The 18,713-nt window shown below is 48.2% G+C and carries 17 protein-coding genes; 5 read left to right on the top strand and 12 right to left on the bottom strand.

Annotated elements, in window-relative coordinates:
• Positions 1 to 8: 8 nt before the first annotated feature.
• Positions 9 to 956: a zinc dependent phospholipase C family protein gene (locus ACFQRK_RS02415; protein WP_379003258.1), complete on the top strand. Its 948-nt coding sequence runs from the start codon at positions 9 to 11 to the stop codon at positions 954 to 956.
• Here the strand turns inward: ACFQRK_RS02415 and ACFQRK_RS02410 are convergent.
• A complete protein-coding gene (locus tag ACFQRK_RS02410) occupies positions 931 to 2,418 on the bottom strand; it encodes a PLP-dependent aminotransferase family protein (protein WP_379003257.1) in 1,488 nt (495 codons plus the stop codon). The two genes, ACFQRK_RS02415 and ACFQRK_RS02410, sit on opposite strands and share 26 nt — an antisense overlap.
• Positions 2,419 to 2,481: 63 nt before the next feature.
• On the opposite strand from ACFQRK_RS02410, the gene ACFQRK_RS02405 reads away from it, so the two are divergent.
• Positions 2,482 to 4,392 (top strand): TonB-dependent receptor plug domain-containing protein, encoded by a 1,911-nt coding sequence (locus ACFQRK_RS02405; protein ID WP_379003254.1) that lies wholly within the window; start codon positions 2,482 to 2,484, stop codon positions 4,390 to 4,392.
• Between the two features lie 77 nt (positions 4,393 to 4,469).
• Here ACFQRK_RS02405 and ACFQRK_RS02400 read toward each other — a convergent pair whose 3' ends face one another.
• From ACFQRK_RS02400 to ACFQRK_RS02385, 4 genes are all read right to left on the bottom strand, one after another.
• On the bottom strand, positions 4,470 to 5,192 hold the full coding sequence (locus ACFQRK_RS02400) for an MIP family channel protein (protein WP_379003252.1): 723 nt from the start codon (positions 5,190 to 5,192) through the stop codon (positions 4,470 to 4,472).
• A 301-nt stretch (positions 5,193 to 5,493) separates the two neighbouring features.
• Positions 5,494 to 6,591, bottom strand: a complete 1,098-nt coding sequence (locus tag ACFQRK_RS02395; protein ID WP_379003250.1) for a lipase family protein — start codon at positions 6,589 to 6,591, stop codon at positions 5,494 to 5,496.
• Between the two features lie 128 nt (positions 6,592 to 6,719).
• Positions 6,720 to 7,904 carry a hypothetical protein gene (locus ACFQRK_RS02390; RefSeq protein WP_379003249.1) on the bottom strand — a complete coding sequence of 395 codons (1,185 nt, stop codon included), beginning with the start codon at positions 7,902 to 7,904 and terminating at the stop codon, positions 6,720 to 6,722.
• A gap of 112 nt (positions 7,905 to 8,016) precedes the next feature.
• The gene (locus tag ACFQRK_RS02385; RefSeq protein ID WP_379003247.1) at positions 8,017 to 10,761 is read right to left on the bottom strand and encodes a TonB-dependent receptor; all 2,745 of its coding nucleotides are present in this window, start codon (positions 10,759 to 10,761) and stop codon (positions 8,017 to 8,019) included.
• A 219-nt stretch (positions 10,762 to 10,980) separates the two neighbouring features.
• On the opposite strand from ACFQRK_RS02385, the gene ACFQRK_RS02380 reads away from it, so the two are divergent.
• Genes ACFQRK_RS02380 through ACFQRK_RS02370 form a run of 3 tightly spaced genes read left to right on the top strand, consistent with a single transcriptional unit; the run spans position 10,981 to position 13,467 of the window.
• Positions 10,981 to 11,634 (top strand): ABC transporter ATP-binding protein, encoded by a 654-nt coding sequence (locus ACFQRK_RS02380; RefSeq protein WP_379003245.1) that lies wholly within the window; start codon positions 10,981 to 10,983, stop codon positions 11,632 to 11,634.
• A gap of 25 nt (positions 11,635 to 11,659) precedes the next feature.
• Positions 11,660 to 12,979, top strand: coding sequence for an ABC transporter permease (locus tag ACFQRK_RS02375; RefSeq protein WP_379003243.1), 1,320 nt, complete (start codon positions 11,660 to 11,662; stop codon positions 12,977 to 12,979).
• 8 nt (positions 12,980 to 12,987) lie between these two features.
• Positions 12,988 to 13,467 (top strand): hypothetical protein, encoded by a 480-nt coding sequence (locus ACFQRK_RS02370; RefSeq protein WP_379003241.1) that lies wholly within the window; start codon positions 12,988 to 12,990, stop codon positions 13,465 to 13,467.
• Between the two features lie 8 nt (positions 13,468 to 13,475).
• Here ACFQRK_RS02370 and ACFQRK_RS02365 read toward each other — a convergent pair whose 3' ends face one another.
• The 7 genes from ACFQRK_RS02365 to ACFQRK_RS02335 all read right to left on the bottom strand — a co-directional run bounded on the left by ACFQRK_RS02365 (position 13,476) and on the right by ACFQRK_RS02335 (position 18,655).
• Positions 13,476 to 14,204: a 16S rRNA (uracil(1498)-N(3))-methyltransferase gene (locus ACFQRK_RS02365; RefSeq protein WP_379003239.1), complete on the bottom strand. Its 729-nt coding sequence runs from the start codon at positions 14,202 to 14,204 to the stop codon at positions 13,476 to 13,478.
• A gap of 6 nt (positions 14,205 to 14,210) precedes the next feature.
• Positions 14,211 to 15,524: a hemolysin family protein gene (locus ACFQRK_RS02360; protein WP_379003237.1), complete on the bottom strand. Its 1,314-nt coding sequence runs from the start codon at positions 15,522 to 15,524 to the stop codon at positions 14,211 to 14,213.
• On the bottom strand, positions 15,524 to 16,075 hold the full coding sequence (locus ACFQRK_RS02355; RefSeq protein WP_379003236.1) for an inorganic diphosphatase: 552 nt from the start codon (positions 16,073 to 16,075) through the stop codon (positions 15,524 to 15,526). The genes ACFQRK_RS02360 and ACFQRK_RS02355 overlap by 1 nt, the downstream gene beginning before the upstream one ends.
• Before the next feature lie 21 nt (positions 16,076 to 16,096).
• Positions 16,097 to 16,753: a DedA family protein gene (locus ACFQRK_RS02350; RefSeq protein WP_379003233.1), complete on the bottom strand. Its 657-nt coding sequence runs from the start codon at positions 16,751 to 16,753 to the stop codon at positions 16,097 to 16,099.
• A 78-nt stretch (positions 16,754 to 16,831) separates the two neighbouring features.
• Positions 16,832 to 17,245, bottom strand: a complete 414-nt coding sequence (locus ACFQRK_RS02345; protein WP_379003231.1) for an HIT family protein — start codon at positions 17,243 to 17,245, stop codon at positions 16,832 to 16,834.
• Positions 17,246 to 17,369: 124 nt separating this feature from the next.
• Positions 17,370 to 17,843, bottom strand: a complete 474-nt coding sequence (gene greA, locus ACFQRK_RS02340; protein WP_379003229.1) for a transcription elongation factor GreA — start codon at positions 17,841 to 17,843, stop codon at positions 17,370 to 17,372.
• 119 nt (positions 17,844 to 17,962) lie between these two features.
• Positions 17,963 to 18,655 carry a response regulator gene (locus ACFQRK_RS02335; protein WP_379003227.1) on the bottom strand — a complete coding sequence of 231 codons (693 nt, stop codon included), beginning with the start codon at positions 18,653 to 18,655 and terminating at the stop codon, positions 17,963 to 17,965.
• Positions 18,656 to 18,713: the final 58 nt, after the last annotated feature.

Raw genomic sequence — 18,713 nt, 5'->3', positions numbered from 1 at the left:
TTTAGCGAATGAACCGAATCTACCTATTACCAATCGCCGCTTTGGCCGTCATTCTGCTTTCCTCGTGGGGTTTCCATGCCCATAAGCTCATTAATCGGATGGCTGTATTTACGCTACCTGCAAACATGGCTGGCTTTTACAAGCCTCGCATAGATTACATGACGGAACACGCCGTCGATGCGGACAAACGTTGCTACGTAGACACGGCCGAGTCATCTCGGCATTTCATCGATGCAGATGAATACGGCGAATATCCCTTTGACACGATACCGGTACATTGGACCGCCGCTGTGGAAAAATTCACCGAACGGCGTTTGCTTCTTTCCGGCATTCTTCCCTGGCAGATAAACCGAAGTTATTATGCCCTGACAAAAGCGTTCGGCGAAAAAGACCTTCCCCGGATCCTGCGTCATTCGTCTGATATCGGCCATTACCTTGCTGATGCGCATGTCCCTCTGCACACCACCAGCAATTATAACGGACAGAAGACTGGTCAAGTGGGTATCCATGCGTTTTGGGAGAGCCGCTTACCGGAATTGTTTGCTGATCGGTATGACTTCTGGGTGGGAAAGGCCCGATATGTGAATTCTCCCTTAGATGAGGCCTGGCGCATCGTGCAGGAAAGCCACGCGCTGGTAGACTCGGTATTGAACATCGAAGCAGCGCTGAATGCCGCATTTCCACCCGACCGTAAATTCGGCTACATCGAACGGAACAACATACTGATCAAGACTTATTCCGATGCCTATGCAGGAGCCTATCACGATGCCCTCCAAGGAATGGTCGAACGGCGGATGCGCGGGGCCATACATGCGATCGGATGTTTTTGGTTTTCGGCCTGGGTGGACGCCGGACAGCCTGATATCCGTCACCTCACCGCAACGTCTTCAGCGTTGGACACTATTCATTTGCCTCCTGGCCGACAGAAGATCATCGGCCGCGAAGAGTGGCACTGACCGCCTCTTCCATGAGGCCAACCGCCTCCGTAAGTTCGTCTGTGGAGAGACTGCCAAATCCCAGCCGGATACCCGCGTACTGCGCCGACTGGTAAAGCAGATAGCGGGGTAAAAACAGGTCGCGGGCAGCACAGGCTTTCCGGAATTGCATCAGGTTGCACTGATTCGACCAGCGTGTCCAAATCGCCAGTCCACCGGTTGGCACGTCAAAATCCAAGTGGCCATTCAACCGTTCCCTTAGCAACCACACCAGGTGATCACGGCGGGTTCTGTACGCCTTCAGAGCCATCTTCAGATAGCGGTGAATTTCACCGTCTGCGATCATCTCCCCCAGCGCCAACTCCGTAAGCGTGTCTCCATGCCTATCCATGATTCCAAGCAGCTTATCCATCTCATCGATTAAATTGGTAGGGGCGATCACAAATCCGGACCGAAAACCGGGGGCCATCGACTTCCCGAAGGTGCCTACGTAAACCACCATACCCTCCGTGTCGGCACTGGCCAGAGGCAACAGCGGACTGCCTTCGTAGTGGAAATCGTAATCATAATCGTCCTCCAGAATAATAAACCCGTATCTCCCAGCCAGTTCCAGCAATTCGGTGCGGCGCTGCGCACTCAGCACCACGGTTGTCGGGTAATGATGGTGGGGCGTAATGTACAGCATTCTGAACGGGCTGGTTTCACAAAGCCTACGGACGGCGGTAATGTCAAGGCCTTCATTGTCGACCGGCACCGTGACGATATCCGCTCCTGCTTTCTGGAGGATCATATTGGTAGCAAAATAGCTGAGTTCGCCCACAACCACACGGTCTCCGGGTGAAATCAGGGTCTCAGCAACCAGGTAAATACTCAGTTCGAGACTGCGCGTGACCAATATGTTTCTTTTCGAGATATGTAGCCCCCTCGTCAGGTTCAGGAAATTGGCCAGGTTTTCTTTGTAATATTCACTTCCGTTCAGGTTTCTATACCCGAATTTCCTTTGATTTCCTTTACGTTTCATATTTACCTGGAGCAGCCGCGATAAGTAACCGACATGCGAAAATCGGGCGTCAGGAAGCCCGTCGTCAAGACTGATCCGAGCCTGCGTCTGGTCGAACGGATTGTCCAACACCGTCCATCGTTTGAAAGGAAAGCCTGTCTGCGTAGGGTAGAAAGCCAATCCCCGGTTGTTAAGCCTATGGGCTTTCTCTGTTTTTCCATTCCGGACAAACGTACCTCGACTTGGATGGGTTTCCGTCCATCCCTGTGCTTCAAGCTCCTCATAGCTGGCCACCACCGTGTTCCGATGCAGTCCCAATAAAACCCCCATACGCCGGCTTCCCGGCAATTTCTGCCCATCCATCAGGTATCCGCGTTGAATGGCATTGATCAACTGGTGCGCAACCTGTAGGTATACGGGTGTGGCAGATAGGCGATCCACGATAACAAAACTACGATAAGGCACAGAAACTGGACTATCCATAAAATAAAAACTGGCACATCTTGATGTGCCGGTAAGATACGACTTTTGCAAAAAAACAATCAAATGAATGCATCTTTACGTTTACCATCTGTCGTTGGACTATTTATCCTATATCTCCCCTACGCGTCCGTCGCCCAAACCACGCTTTCGGCGGACACCGTAATGCAGCAGGACGAACAGACGATCCCGTTAGGTGAGGTTGTCATTACGGAAAACCGTTTACAGCTTCCATTCACGAAACAAAACCGCAATATTCAGGTAATCGACCGGAAACAGATCGAAGCCTTGCCGGGACACTCCCTTAATGAATTGCTGAGCAACGTGGCCGGCGTAGATCTGCGGCAGCGTGGCCCCTTTGGCGCTCAGGCCGACGTAAGCATCGATGGAGGTAGTTTTGAACAAACCTTAGTGCTTGTCAACGGCGTTAAGGTACTTGACGCGCAGACCGCCCATAACGGACTCAATGTGCCGATTCCTACCGACGCAATCGAACGGATCGAAATCATCCGGGGTCCGGCTGCCCGGATTTATGGTATCAATAGCCTTACAGGCGCAATCAATATCGTGACCCGGAAGCCCGAAAATTCCGGTGGATCCGCCCGCGCATACATCGGATCCGGGTTTAAACAGGATACGGCCAACCACAATGCGATTTTCAATGGCCGGGGAATCCAGTTGGGCGGCAACCTCGTCGGAAAGCTAGCCACACACTCACTTTACGGTAGCCATGAATCCAGCAATGGGTACCGCTATAACACCGCATTCCGCAACCATAAGGTGTTCTATCAGGGGGAAATCACGTCAGGTCGTACCGGCGCGTTTTCGCTGATGGGCGGATATCTATCCAATGATTTCGGCGCCAACGGCTTCTATGCCGCCCCTGGTGATAAGGAGTCGAGAGAAATTGTACAGACGGTATTGGCCGCGCTGGGATACCGGGGCCGGGTAACAGAACGTTTCACGTTGTCTCCGCGTGTCAGCTACCGCTACGCGTACGACGACTACCGGTATTTCCGGCACGACATCAGCCGGGCGCGAAGCCAACATCACGGTCATTCGCTCAACACCGAAATCAATGGCACCCTGCAAACCGTCGCGGGAGACGTCGGTGTTGGATTGGAAATGCGGAATGAAACGATCCGGAGCACAAACATTGGAGACCACGACCGGAACAACTTTGGCATGTATGCCGAGTTCAAAACCGAAAAAATCAATCGGCTCCTGCTAAATGCCGGTGCCTACATCAACTATAACAGCGACTACGGCTGGCAATTATTTCCAGGTATCGATTTGGGTTATCAACTCGACGAACATTGGAAATTGGTCGCACATACTGGTACCGGGCAGCGCATCCCATCGTTTACCGATCTCTACCTGGATCAGCGTCCCGGCAATATCGGAAATCCCCACGTTGCACCGGAGACGGCTTGGCACGCCGAAGGTGGAATAAAATATGCCGGTCGGCGACTGATCGCGCATGCCAACTACTTTTACCGGGACATCGATGATTTCATCGACTGGATACGGGAAACCCCGGAAGAGCCGTATCAGCCCATCAACTTTTCCCAAAGCCGCGTGCACGGCATTTCTGCTTCCGCAAATTACAGGCTATCCGAACCGGCCTCTGCGGTCGCTTGGATGGCCGGTCTTTCCTATACTTGGCTTTCCCCCTCAATCTTGACGACCTCGGAACACCTGGTCCATTCCAAATACGCAATCGAAAGTTTACGCCATCAACTGGTTGCCAGTCTTAATTTGGCTATGCGCCGATTTTCGGTCTCTGCGATTACCCGCTTCAATGAACGCATAACTTACAAAAGCTATTTCGTAAGCGATATGCGAATTGCCTACCGTTTTAAACCGGGAGAAATTTACCTGGACGCTCAGAATGTTTTTGATGTTACTTACATCGAAGCTGCGGCTGTACCCATGCCGGGGAGGTGGTTTAGCCTGGGTGTAACCTATAGGATGTGAATTCAGGTTGACGAGCCTCTATTCAGTAAGCTGCGGAGTACGGGAGATACCCCCTACTCCGCAGCATTTTCCTTTTGCTAGTACCCAGGCTTTTTCTCCAACAACCGCCATACAACTGCGGCTACCACTGCGCCGACAATCGGGGCAACGATAAACAACCATAGCTGACTTAATGCAGCTCCGCCAGCAAGGATAGCCGGACCAAAACTACGGGCGGGATTAACCGAAGTGCCCGTAATGGGAATAGCCACGAGGTGAATGAGTACCAACGTTAAGCCAATTGCCAATCCGGCCATGGTTCCGTTGCCCCATTTCGAGGTGGTTCCAAATATGACAAACAAAAACAAGAAAGTAAGCACAGCTTCCGTAAGGAATGCAGCCGTAGTTCCATATTCATTCTGATAGCCCTCTCCCCATCCGTTGGCGCCGTAAGCCCATTCACCGGGTGTGAAGCCCGCCAGCTGACCCGACAAAATCTGCTGCAATACAAATGCCCCTAGCAGTGCGCCAATAAATTGCGCGATGATGTACGTGATGGCATCGGCAACGGAAATCTTGCCGTTGACCAGCATAGCAATGGTGATTGCCGGATTGATATGGCATCCGCTGATACCGCCAATGGCATAGGCAAAGACAACGACGGATAGACCAAAGGCAAATGCGATTCCCAAAAGCCCCAATCCCGAAAGACCGGCAAGGGTATCCGCTCCGGCCACCGCGGCCGCCCCGCAGCCAAAAAGTACCAGACCGAAGGTACCGACCAGTTCAGCCACAAATTTTGTTGATGATTTAATTTCCATGATGTTTTTATGATATTGGTGTTTTCAAAACTAATGTCTTTTTCCAAAAAAACAAAAAAACAAAATAGGCGTGCTCTATACAAAAAGCCCCGTTTCACAACGAGGCCTTTCCATTTAACCAAACCTAACAAAATGAATGCTGCTTTTTGTTGAAGCAAAAGTATGTGGGGCTTGTTATGCTTGGATTAAGCACTGATTAACATATTATCAAATGTGCCTTTATGCTGTTCTTAGCCCCGGCCGAATAATCAAGTACTTCATATGTGCCGCATGTAATCGGCATTACCGCCGGCGTGCCTAGCTACTTACCGCATGATAGTTTCCCTGTAAGATCGAGATAAGCCTGTATGGAATGGTGGACAAACACCTCTTTTTGATTATCGGGGAATTTCTGGAAATAGGCTTCATCAGGCATCAATATGACGAAGCTGCCGGCACGTGTGTAGTTATTTGACGGATAATAAGAAGGTGCTTTGAATTGAGGATACTGTTTCCGGACGTATTTTGAGGTCATGTCGCCCAGGTATTTTTCATACCTTTTCTGGGCTCTCCGAGTGTGTTTGGTCAGTTGCCCGTACAGATGTTTCAGGAAAACCCGCTGTGGAAGCCGCTGCTTGCTAATCGCCGCACCCGCATTGGCGAAAGGGTTGGTTGCATTGAAATCACCGACCGTCTGGATAGAAATCGGCGTTTCGGGCACCCAGTCTGCCGCGTTCACCACATTGAAACACCACCCACCAGCGGTCTGGCTTTCCAATTCATAGGCATAGTATAAATTACCCGGTTTGGGTGCCGCACTGCAATACGTTTTGAACCGAATGCTGTCAGACAATCGGCCCGTCTCTACCAGATGCCTCAAGTGCGACGTGAGCAAATAAGCAATGGCACCGCCTTGGCTATGCCCCATTATGATGAAATCCCGCGTGCCGGATGCAAAACTGGAATCGATTTTTGCGAGGATGTCATCTACCAGGAAAGCCGTAGCGACGAGCCATCCCACGTGCACCGCGGCTTTGGGGTCCTTTGCGAGTTTGTAATGGAAGCGTAAGCTGTCAGAAAGCTGAATTTCACCTGTGGCTGGAACCATGGCCGCATAGAAATTGGCTAGCCAGCTGGTTGCATTGGCCGTCGTACCACGTATGCTAATGACTGCGACGCCATCTTCCGAATTGTACAGTTCCCAGCTGTTATCCAGCCCGACAACGGGTGACCGGTATTTCTGCTTAAATCTTGTGGATTCATCGATCCCACGGTAGAAAATAGAATCCCCCCATCGGGAATAGGCCTTTAGTAATTCGGTATATTCGACTTTGTCAAAACCCGCCTTCAGACTCTGGGCAAAAGAAAAGCTACAGGCCAAGCCCGTAAGCGTAAGCAATATCGCAAGTACTTTTTTCACTCCAAATAGATTATATCTGATCGCTATTACAAATATTGGTAAAATTATGCCGACTTCGCTGTTTTTAGTGTATATACAAAAAAGGTTGGCCCAATGAGCCAACCTTTTTTTGTATTAAGTTATCTTTGTTAGTCCAATCCTACAGTCCAGCCATTTGCCCATTCGGGCTTAGCTGTACCTGCTCCAGCGCCTGTTGCTGTGTTATCTTCCGTAAATATAGCCATTACGTCAGCCGCTGTGCCGTCGGTTTTCTTGCCCTTTGCTTTGGTCGTTACGTTATCGAATTTCACGCGCGTGGCTTTTAAGGATCCATCGCCGACAAACGCAACGCCTTCATCGTGTTCAACATCAAAACCTGTAGCCCAATTGCTCAATACAACGTTCTCAAACGCTGCTTTCGTTCCAACACGTAGTTTCAATGCTTGCGGTTCACCGCCTTCTCCATTGCCGATCAGCGTCAGATTCTTGATAGTAGGGTTAGAAACCGGTGTAGCCGTGTGGTTATTGCTATTGTTGTCTGCTTCGATACCGCGGTTACCATCATTTGTACGGACACCATACCAATTCTCACCGGTTCCAACCCAACCCTCGGTCCAGTCAAACAAATCATCGCCAACAAACTCGGCGGAAAAGTTTGTCACCACCAGGTTTTTTGCGTTGACAGTTCCGCCAAACCACTCAAAGCCGTCGTCAGAACCTTCATGGATTTGAACATTCTCAACGACCGTACCACTGCCTACACCAAAGAATGAAAGGCCGTTGAATTCCTTTTCGTCATTATAAGAGTAACCCGAATATTCAATCCTTAAGTATTTGATCGAACCGGAATTATCGCTGGCATTGGAACCACCGTAAGCCAAGTCCCCTACTTCGGACTGAGCCGTTTCGCCTTTATTGATCGGTGCAGCACCGCAAAGCACTAAACCACCCCACGCACCGGGCTTCTTTTCCGCAGCGGTAAATACAACCGGATCGGTAGCGGTACCCTGCACATCAATCTTCGCTCCGCGAGATATTCCGATAAAGCGAACCGCAGCAAATTGATTGGCGGGTAGTGCAGTAGCTTCGATCGTCACACCCGGTTTAATCGTTAACTTCGCACCTTCCTTTACAACCAGCGCTCCCGTCAGCTTATACGTGCCCTCATCCAGAACAACTTCACCGCTATTGATTTCTCCTTTTAAGTCGTCACGGTTGACAACGAAATCACCATCGTTACCCGGTTCTGGATTATCGTCGTCACTACAAGAGGCGACCATTACTGCAACTGCCAGTACTGCAGCACCCATCATCCATCTAAGAGTCTTTTTCATTTCCATGTTCAGTTTTTTTAAATTATCTGTATTACGACACAAAATTGTATATTAATAGTAACCTGACCATTAATTCCATATAATCAAATTGTTAACTAGCCAGCAATACCAATTAAAGCTGGTAACTAACGCCTAATGAGAAGAATCGTCCTTTCTTATAGGTAAGCACCGGAACATGTCCACTTGCATTCTCCTGGATCCTACGGTATTCCGGATCGAGTATATTTCTAAGCAACAAATCCACACCGATCCTCCGGCTAACTTTGCTCCGAATGATAAAGTCGAGCGTTCCCACACCCCGGTCCACTAAATTGCCTTTCTCCTCGTTACCCAGTGAATAAATCTTATCTGAAAAATAGGAATAAGCAAGTGTTCCCATCACATTGCGCTCATTCTGCCAACGTTTGGTAAAAGTAAGATCAGCGTTGATCAATAGATCGGAAGCCCCCGCAAAGTTGGAGCGGCTATGTGTGGGGCGGATATCAAATCTGGTTTCCCGCCTTACCTTTTCGGTGTTAATTTCCTGATCCGTGTTCATGTAAGCAACGTTCAAACCCGCGGAGAATAAATTCCGATCGTTATTCCATTTAATAACATCCTTCTTCACCTCCATTTCAACGCCAATTGCTGTTCCAACATCCCCGATATTTACCCAGGAAATATCGTTGGCAGTAGCTGCAATGTTGATTTCATTAATGGGATTCTGGATGTATTTCCCGAATGCGGCCACAGTAATCAGCTCCGAAGATGAGGGAAACAGCTCCCACTTCAGATCCAGGTTATAGTTGTCCGAAGGATATAGAAACGGGTTTCCTTGCTCAGATACCGTACCATCGTCAAATACAAACGGCGCGCGTTCTTTGAATTGCGGCAATGTATACGTTTTGCTCGCGCCTAAGCGGAGATTCTGCTTTTCGTTTAATTCGTATTTCAAGTTCAAACTTGGCAGAATCGGATTCCTTGTTAACGTATTGTTTCCCCCTTCGGGAAAGAATTGGGTTACCCAATCGACGTATTGCCGGATATTTTCGTAGCGGACTCCCACCACGGAAGTCAGCCGATCTGTCAGATCATACTCCAAGCTGACGTAACCCGCATGGATCTGTTGATCGCCGCTATACAGCTGCGGGGATTCCCCGGCGAACCCGGTGATGTTAAAATAACCATTAGCAAAGCTTTCTTGATTATATAAAGCGTCCAAGTTATTGGGATCAACGATTACAGCTCTACCTTGAGAGGTATGCTCGAAGTTAAATTGGATAGATTCAAACTCCCGCTTTTTGATTCGCCCTTGATACCCCAATCGAATGACACCTTTCGGAGCTTCCGTATTTCCGATTTTATAACTTCCATTCAAATTAACCGCATATTCATTTTCGTCTAACCGTTGATTGAAGCGGTTATTATCCGAATCCGCAAACTCAGCAATCCTATATCCCTGACCGTCGACGTATCGAAGCACATTTTCGATCCGATCAGGCATAATATAGGCAACACGATTCGCAGATACTCCCCAATCCACATCCATCCGATCGGTCAATTGGTGTGTGCCTAGTAATTGATTGACAAAGACTCGGTTTTGCGCGTACGAACCTAACCTCCGTAAGCCGGTCGTCCCCTCAGTGATATCGCGGAAATAGCCATTGTAATTGTCATTCCACTGATCACTGCTGTTGACAAACAAAAAGTTATACGACAACTTATGCTCCGAATTAATCAGGTACTTGGCGTTAAATAACCCGGTCGTATTGGTTTTGTACCCGAAGCGGTTTTGCTCGGACCAACGGATTCTTGCTCCCTGTGCACTCACGTCGTTATTGACCCCTTCACGGTATTCGTATCCATTTCCAAAGCTAGCGGTCGCAAACAAATTGAGCCGCCCTTCACTACCGAGGTTAACTGATTTCCCGCCCAATAATCGTACACTGGCAGGATAAGGGCTGCGGGATACCGGATTTGCACTATTGGAAAAGTTGAAGCCGCTCAGTGGATTTTGCGGGAGGGTGTATTCTGAAAATCCCCACCTGTCACCGTTTTGAAGCTGCATGAAAGCTTGGGAGTGAGATAGGGCATTGGTGTTCAAGGTGGATGACACGGAAACTTCGAACATTCCCTCCCCGGAGTACTCTTTTGAATAGATATCGATATTTCCTCCACCGAAGTCGCCAAACATTTTACTGTTATAGAGTTTGTCCACGGCAACAAATTCAATGACATCCGTGGAAAATAGATCCAATGCAATGTTCTTCAATTTTGGATCATTGGAAGGCAACGGCAAGCCATTGAAAGAAGTGGTATTGTAGCGATCGCCCATACCACGGATATACACCTGTGTGCCTCCTTCTTCCTTAGATATTCCTGACATCTTTGCAACCGCATTCGCAGCGTCACTCGCTCCAATTCTTGATAACTCCTGCGCACCAATCCGTTGAATCACCAAGCTAGCCTTCTTTTGTTCGGCCAGTAAGGCAATGTCGGTGCCGCGCCGCCGTGTAGTGGTCACCACCACCTCATCCATCATCTCACCGGCCTCCTCGAGATTAATATCCAGGATGGTTTCTGCACCCTCTTTTACCACAACGTTTTCAACCCGAATCGTCGAGTAGCCCACATAACTTACTTGAAGGACGTACTGACCAGCAGGAATCCCCGTAAGCAAGAAAGCGCCTTTATCATCGGAAATCGTGCCATGTGTGGTCCCTACGATGCCAATTGAAGCACCAACGATATCCGCGCTAGTGGCCGCATCTTTAACCGTCCCTTTAATAATGCCCTGCTGGGCTTGCGCATTCAAGCCAAGTACAGCTAGGAAGCAACTGATAAACAGTACACAACTTTTAACTTTTCTATTTTGCATGGTCTGATAAAATTCCCTGCAATAATCCTAACTTAACATTACCTAAACGTTAGTGTTACATAAAGGAATACTTAGATTTATGTTAACTAAATGTTACCAAGAGAAAACATGTGAAGGATGGGCATCGTCAAACTGTCAATATCAATAAAGTTGCATTAATAGGGCGTATATTTGAAAGGAATACCTTAAACTTGCCAAACGGAACAGATGTAAGACGACATGGAGGACAACAAACAGACCGTTATCCGTTTAAATGGAATCAGCTATCGGTATCCTCAAGGGGAATCGCTGAAGTTTGCCGATATCGAAGTGGCCCGCGGCCAACACACCCTGATATTAGGCGATTCCGGCAGTGGAAAGACTACCCTGCTGCATATTCTGAGTGGACTGTTGAAGCCCGAAACGGGAACCGTACAAATTGACGGGCAACTGCTCTACGACCTTCCGGCACGAAAGCTGGATGAATTCCGCGGACAGCGCATCGGACTTATTTTTCAGGAAGCCCATTTGGTAAAAAGTCTTACCATAAAGGAAAACCTACAGATTGCGCAGGGATTTGCCGGTGCTAAGGTGAATCACCAGCGAATCGAAGAGGTATTAGCCTTATTAAATTTGGAACATAAGGGCGACAGCTACCCTGGCAAACTAAGCCGTGGGCAAATGCAACGCGCGGCAATTGCACGCGCCGTGATAAACCGGCCGGCAATTTTGGTAGCCGACGAACCTACAGCGTCTCTAGACGACCGAAATACGGAAAGCGTCCTGAATCTGTTGCGCACTCAAGCCGAACAACAAGGCGCAACGCTGATAATCGCCACCCACGACAAACGGGTCAAAACACAGATAACCCGTGCGTACTACGTAGGCAGGTGAGTTTGTTAAATGAATAACAACCGTTATGAATAGTATTCAAATTGCTTGGAAGAACATTCGCCAAAATGCGGCGACATCGCTATTGGGGATTTTACTCACGGCATTCGGCACAGGTATTTTATGCGTACTCCTGCTAACTTCCCATCAAATTGAAGAGCAGCTGGGCAACAACAGCCGAGGTATTGATTTGGTGGTAGGTGCCAAAGGAAGTCCTATACAACTCATCCTTAGCAGCATTTACCACATGGACAACCCTACCGGCAACATTAGTTTAGCAGAAGCTCAACAACTCGCAGCCAACCCGATGGTCAAACTAGCGGTGCCGCTTTCATTGGGAGACAATTACCGGGGTCATCGGATTGTCGGTACCGACAGCACGTTCCTGCAATTATACGGACTGGAACTAGCGGAAGGCCGTATCTGGGAGGGCGACTTCCAAGCTGTCATCGGTGCTGACGTTGCCCGGAAGAACCGCTTAAAAATCGGTGATAAAATATACGGTGCTCATGGTCTTAGCAGCGAGGGTCATACCCATGACGAACATGCCTATACCGTCACAGGAATTTTTAAACCGGCTCATCACATCGCAGATCGGCTGGTGTTGACAAACCTGGCCAGCGTATGGCGTATGCATGGAGCCCACGATGATGAAGAGCAGCACGAAGACGAAGGCCATATGCATAGCCACGATCTGGCCGGCGTGGAAGAACACGAGCACCACCACGGCGAGGATCATGACCATGAGGAAGAGCCCGAAGAACCTCAGCTGGTAAAAAGCATAATGGGCGACATCGGTTCGGGCGAACGCGAAATCACCAGTATGCTGATTCAATATCGGAATCCCGCAGCCATTGGCATGTTTCCCCGGCTGGTCAACCAAAATACCGCCATGCAGGCGGCCTCCCCCGCCATCGAAAGCGCACGATTGTTTTCGCTATTGGGAATCGGTATCGATTCGTTACAAGTGCTGGCGTATGTCATCATGTTGATGGCTGCCCTCAGCGTTTTTATCAGTTTATACAATGCACTGAAAAATCGCAAATATGATTTGGCCATCATGCGAACGTTGGGAGCATCCCAGGGAAAACTGTTCGGCATAGTGATTGCCGAAGGAATATTGCTTACCTTTGTAGGTGCGATCGTGGGAATTTTGATCGGGCATGTGGCCGTCTACCTGATCGGCACCAGCACAGGTGGTACAGCAACGCTTTTGGAGGCGCTGGATTTATTGCCGCAGGAGGCTTGGTTGCTCGCGATCGGCGTTGCCATCGGTTTTGTGGCTGCCGTGATCCCCGCTGTCAAGGCTTATAAGACTTCGATTTCGCAGACGTTATCAGGAAACTAGCATAGGATATGAGAAAATATTTTGCAATTATAGCGTTCATTACACTCGGAGCAACATTGGCTAGTGCGCAGGACGTGCCATTTGGCGAAGTTCCGGACCATACACCAATGATGAATAGCACTTGGGAGACGATCAATAAATTGATGTACAAGGTAACCCATAAAGACAATAAAACCATATACACCCCCCATTTTCCCGATGAACTAAAAGCCATTGATAAGAAAACGGTCACCCTTCCCGGCTATCTGGTACCTATCAGCGGCGGGCGAGATCACGAAACGTTTATGCTGTCCGTCTTACCGGTCATGCAATGCATGTTTTGCGGTCAGGGAGATATTCCGCCCATGGTCGAAATATTCATGAAAAAAGGAAAAAAGGTACGCTTTACCGAAGAACCGATAAAAATAACGGGCACGGTACGGCTAAATCCGAATACCCAAGAAGGAAATTCCGAGATTCAAATACTCAACGCAGAATTGATGGAGTAACGCGAAATTCAGCGTAACGCTCTTCGATTCCCGACAGCCACCTCCATACACGCCATCAATGCAGCAGTTTCCGTTCGCAGCCGTGATGAACCCAAGGTAATGGGCACATAACCGGCGTCCAAGGCGGCATCGATTTCGGACGGACTGAAATCACCTTCCGGACCGATCAGAATGACGTAGCGGCCTTGCGCCTCGATCCGATCCGTCAGATAGGTCTTTTCGCCCTCTGCACAGTGGGCGATGAACTTCCGTGCTTCGGTCTCCTGCCTTCTCAAGAAGTCCGACAGCTTCACTGCCTCATTCAACTTTGGAAGATAAGCTTTAAGTGACTGCTTCATGGCAGCAACCATCACTTTAAGCAACCGTTCGGACTTTACTTCTTTCCGCTCGGAATGCTCGCAGATAATCGGGGTGATTTCATCGATGCCCACCTCCGTGGCTTTCTCAAGAAACCACTCGATGCGATCGATGTTTTTGGTTGGCGCAACGGCAATATGCAGGTAATAGGCCCGATTTTCGTGGTCGGCTTTGAACGTTTCGATCGCTATCACGGTTCGCTTGGGATTAGCATCCGCAATCCGCCCGAAATACACCCCTCCCCTACCGTCTACCAGTTGGATCGGGTGCCCTGCCGACAGCCGTAGTACGCGGATGGCATGCTTGCTTTCCTCTTCGCTCAGCACGTGGGATGGATCGTGAGGCCGGATATCGGGCGTATAAAACAACTGCTGCGTCACGGTTGGCTACTCCATATCCTCATCCAGATCTTCCTGTATGAGTTCCAATTTTACAAACTCGATATTCTGCTGGGTTTTCTTCATGATAATGAAGTTATAACCGTGGAATTCCTTATGTTCACCCACATCGGGGATTTTATCGAACAGATCACTTACCAAGCCGGAAATGGTATCGTAGTCATTGCTTTCCGGCAGTTCTTTTGGCAAAAACTCGTTTACATCATGCACGTTGGCACTTGCATCCACCATATATTCGGTGTCCGAAATACGCTCGACAACAGGCGTCTCTTCATCGTATTCGTCTTGGATTTCGCCCACCAGCTCTTCCACGATGTCTTCCAGCGTAACCATCCCTGCGGTTCCTCCAAATTCATCCAATACGACGGCGATCTGCATGCGTTTCTGCTGAAATTCCGCCATCAGGTCGTTGATCTTCTTGGTCTCCGGGATGAAGTAAGGCTTCCGGATGATGTTGCGGAGCACCAGCTCTTTTCCCTTGGCAATAATGGGCAGAATGTCTTTGGTATGTACTATCCCGATAATCTGGTCGATATTGTCGTCATAAATCGGTATACGTGAATACCCTTCCTTGGTGATACGTTCGATGAATTCAACACCGGGGCAATTCATCTCTACCGCATAGATTTTCGTACGCGGTACCATGATGCTCTTTACCATCCGCTCGTTGAAGTCAAAAACGTTTTTTATGAGCTCGTGTTCTGCGGTATCCAACGCACCGCTTTCCCTGCCCTGATCAAGCAGGTACTGCAACTCTTCAGACGAGTGATGGGCTTCTCCGACGTTGACTTCAAATCCCATCAACCGGAGAATCAGATTTGCGAAACCGTTCAGTATCCAAATAATCGGCCGGAAGATCAAATAGAAGAAGCGTAAAGGTACGGCAATACTCATGGTGGTACCGACAGGACGCTGGATGGCTATGGACTTGGGTGCCAGCTCTCCGAAGACAATATGCAGCACGGTAATGATACCGAAAGCAAGTACATGTCCCAGATTTTTGGCCAGCGTTCCCGTTAGCTCGACATTAAACCAACCGAAAATGACCGTCACGATATCGGTCATCACCGCTTCGCCAACCCAGCCCAACGCAAGGGAAGACAACGTTATACCCAACTGAGTGGCCGCTAAGTACCCGTCCAGGTGACTGGTAATGTGTTTGGCCACATGGGCTACTTGACTGCCCGTTTTAATTTTGATTTCAATCTGCGACGCCCTGACCTTTACGATCGCGAATTCGGCGGCCACAAAAAAGCCGTTGGCGGCAACCAAAAAGAACGTCCAGAAAATTTCCCAGCCCATTAGGTCGTCGTTAGGTTAGCAAATTCCTTTTGGTACAACTCAATACTTTCCTGAATAACTTGATAGGCGTATGAGCGGCCAAAAAGACGTTCTATCGTAACGTTTTTACGCTCGAGTGCTTTATAGTCCTGAAAAAAACGAACGATTTCCTTCATGGTATGCGGCGGCAATTCCGATAGGTCATTAATGTAGTTGACGGACATGTCATTTTTGGCAACGGCAATGATCTTGTCGTCCTGCTCCCCGTTATCGATCATGTGCATTACTCCGATGACTTTAGCTTCGATAATGCTCATGGGATAAACATCTACTGAGCAAAGCACCAGAATATCCAAAGGATCTTTGTCGTCGCAATAGGTTTTAGGGATAAACCCATAATTAGCGGGATACATCACCGACGAAAATAATACGCGGTCCAATTTGATAAGGCCGCTTTCCTTGTCGATTTCGTACTTGGCCTTGGAACCTTTTGGAATTTCAATAATAGCATTAACCGAAGATGGAAGGTCATCGCCGGGTGACACGTCATGCCAGGGGTGTGATTTACTCATGGGAATAAGAATCTATGGTGGTTATTCTTTTATTTCAGTCTTTTGATCTCTGTTCAGGCGAAGCTTTCTTCTAATTAGCGCAACCAATATGGGGGAAAAAGAAATCACGATGAAGCCAACAATAATGTATTCAATATAATGACTGATCTGTGGAAATTCACGTCCTAAAAAAAAGCCCGATAGGGTGAGCAGCAAAACCCAGATAGCCGCTCCAGCCACATTGTATAGTACAAATTTCCGAAAATTCAATTGCACAATGCCTGCCAATATCGGTGCAAAGGTACGGATAATTGGCACGAAACGTCCTATGATCAACGCCGGCCCGCCATATTTGTGGTAAAATTCCTCGGCCATCACTACATATCGGCGTTTGAAAAGCCAGGTATCCTTTCGTTTAAATAGCATAGGCCCCGTTCGCCAACCAAACCAATACCCGGTAAAATTTCCCAGTACCCCGGCCACAAAAAGCCCCACACAAAGCGTGGTGATATCTACATCCAACATACCGGAAGCACAAAAAAGACCCGCTAAAAACAGCAGGTAGTCTCCGGGAAGGAAAAAACCAAAGAACAAACCGGTCTCTGCAAACACGATAAATACAACAAGATAGAAACCTCCAGACCTTAACAGCGCTTCGGCGTCCAATAACTGCAAAAAAGATTCCCAGAACTCTTGCATAACTATCACCTACAAACTTACACAAATTGACGGGATCGACAAAGGCGATTTTTGCCGCCCGGCTCCATCGGTAAGGATTTATGATTTACGCGTGAGTGATGAGATGGCATTCCGGATGGCTTCTGCGCTTTCCGCAAATTCATCGTGACTGAGCTTAAGTTTGGGACGATCGAAATTCAGATCTCCTATGCCATTGATCGGCACCAAATGAACATGCGCATGAGCAACTTCCAAGCCGATCACTGCCACGCCAATCCGCTCGCATGGGTAAACCTGTTTGATTCCCTGGGCTACGATTTTCGCAAATACCCACAGCCCCATATAGTCATCGTCTGCCATGTCAAACAGGTAGTCCGTCTCCTGTTTGGGAATCACGAGCACATGTCCTTTGGTCAATGGATTAATATCTAAAAAAGCGAGGTAATCGTTGCTTTCGGCGACCTTATAAGCCGGGATTTCGCCGTCAACAATTTTTGAAAATATGGTAGGCATATTGTTTTCGTTAATCATCAATGATACAAAGATAAAAAAACGGCTGTTTTGTGAAACAGCCGCCGTATAATATTAGCTTGCTATGTGCGGTTATGGCAGACCCGCACATAACCGACACCTACAGCTATCTGGAAATGTCCAGGATTTCCAATTCTACCTGGCCTGCGGGCACTTGTATCTGCGCTTTATCACCAATCGATTTACCGAGTAGGCCCTGCGCGATCGGAGATTTAACCGAAATTTTTCCAGCCTTCAAATCTGCCTCCGTTTCGGACACCAGTTGATAAGTCATTACAGCGCCGTTTTTTACATTCTTTAATTTTACAATGGACAGCGCCAACACCTTGGAGGTATCCAATGTTGATTCGTCGATAACACGGGCATTGGCCAAGCTTTCTTCCAGCTTCGCAATTTTGGCCTCGTGCAACCCCTGTGCCTCTTTAGCGGCATCGTATTCGGCGTTTTCAGACAAATCGCCTTTGTCTCGCGCTTCGGCAATGGCTTTTGCGATCTTTGCCCTGCCCTCCGTTTTGAGATACTGCAACTCCTCTTTGAGTCTTTCCAATCCCTCTTTGCTGTAATACGTTACTTCTGCCATAATCTGTTATAAATTAAAAAAATAAAGTCAAAAAAAGAAGCAAGACCATACCGTCCTAGTGGTATGGCCTTGCTCATAGGACGAAGATATAAAAATGTTTTTAAATAAACAAAAAAAGATTAGGGGTTGTCCACAAACTTGTATCCCATTCCCCTGACCGTCTGTAAATAAGCGGGCTTGTCGGCATTCACCTCGATCTTTTTACGCAGACGTACAATATGCATGTCTAACGTCCGGGTGTTAACATTGGAGCTATACCCCCAAACCACCTGCATGAGCTCATCGCGACTGATTACACGACCCACATTCTGCAAAAAGTACAGCAAGATACGGTTCTCGAGTATGGTTAGCTCGATTTTCTTACCCTCACGCACCAGCGAATGGATATTCGGGTGATGCTCCGTGTCGCCAAATGTGTATAAATCCGCTCCCTGGTGGTTGACAAAATATTTTATTTTGTTTTCGATCATGGCGACCAGGACGTCCATGCTGAACGGCTTCGTTATATAGTCTGAAACACCGAAGCTATATGCGTCAATTTTATCCACATCCTGTGACTTGGCCGTCATCATGATTATGAGATTAACAAAGCCTTCTTTACGCAGATTGGCACATATCTCGGAACCCTGTTTGCCCGGAAGCATCCAGTCGAGCAAAACGATATCGGGTTTTTGTTCGAGTATTAATTTCTCAGCGTCGTCGCCGTTGCCCGTCTGGACCACTTGGTAATTTTCAGATTCGAGGCGATGCGCCACCAGAAAACGTAAATTTTCATCATCCTCGACGATCGCTATTTTGACATTCTTATACATATGCTGATACGATTTCTAAGTAAAAAGTAAAAAGTAAAAAGTAAAAAAACCACAGCTG

The sequence above is a fragment of the Parapedobacter sp. GCM10030251 genome, from assembly GCF_042666505.1.
GTDB lineage: Bacteria > Bacteroidota > Bacteroidia > Sphingobacteriales > Sphingobacteriaceae > Parapedobacter.
This window is presented reverse-complemented; position numbering and strand designations above follow the sequence as displayed.

Bases quoted from the DNA above. Each gene is read 5' to 3' on its own strand.
- ACFQRK_RS02415 (WP_379003258.1), top strand. From the start codon at position 9: ATGAACCGAATCTACCTATTACCAATCGCCGCTTTGGCCGTCATTCTG.
- ACFQRK_RS02410 (WP_379003257.1), bottom strand. From the start codon at position 2,418: ATGGATAGTCCAGTTTCTGTGCCTTATCGTAGTTTTGTTATCGTGGAT.
- ACFQRK_RS02405 (WP_379003254.1), top strand. From the start codon at position 2,482: ATGAATGCATCTTTACGTTTACCATCTGTCGTTGGACTATTTATCCTA.
- ACFQRK_RS02400 (WP_379003252.1), bottom strand. From the start codon at position 5,192: ATGGAAATTAAATCATCAACAAAATTTGTGGCTGAACTGGTCGGTACC.
- ACFQRK_RS02390 (WP_379003249.1), bottom strand. From the start codon at position 7,904: ATGAAAAAGACTCTTAGATGGATGATGGGTGCTGCAGTACTGGCAGTT.
- ACFQRK_RS02385 (WP_379003247.1), bottom strand. From the start codon at position 10,761: ATGCAAAATAGAAAAGTTAAAAGTTGTGTACTGTTTATCAGTTGCTTC.
- ACFQRK_RS02380 (WP_379003245.1), top strand. From the start codon at position 10,981: ATGGAGGACAACAAACAGACCGTTATCCGTTTAAATGGAATCAGCTAT.
- ACFQRK_RS02375 (WP_379003243.1), top strand. From the start codon at position 11,660: ATGAATAGTATTCAAATTGCTTGGAAGAACATTCGCCAAAATGCGGCG.
- ACFQRK_RS02370 (WP_379003241.1), top strand. From the start codon at position 12,988: ATGAGAAAATATTTTGCAATTATAGCGTTCATTACACTCGGAGCAACA.
- ACFQRK_RS02360 (WP_379003237.1), bottom strand. From the start codon at position 15,524: ATGGGCTGGGAAATTTTCTGGACGTTCTTTTTGGTTGCCGCCAACGGC.
- ACFQRK_RS02355 (WP_379003236.1), bottom strand. From the start codon at position 16,075: ATGAGTAAATCACACCCCTGGCATGACGTGTCACCCGGCGATGACCTT.
- ACFQRK_RS02350 (WP_379003233.1), bottom strand. From the start codon at position 16,753: ATGCAAGAGTTCTGGGAATCTTTTTTGCAGTTATTGGACGCCGAAGCG.
- ACFQRK_RS02345 (WP_379003231.1), bottom strand. From the start codon at position 17,245: ATGCCTACCATATTTTCAAAAATTGTTGACGGCGAAATCCCGGCTTAT.
- greA (WP_379003229.1), bottom strand. From the start codon at position 17,843: ATGGCAGAAGTAACGTATTACAGCAAAGAGGGATTGGAAAGACTCAAA.
- ACFQRK_RS02335 (WP_379003227.1), bottom strand. From the start codon at position 18,655: ATGTATAAGAATGTCAAAATAGCGATCGTCGAGGATGATGAAAATTTA.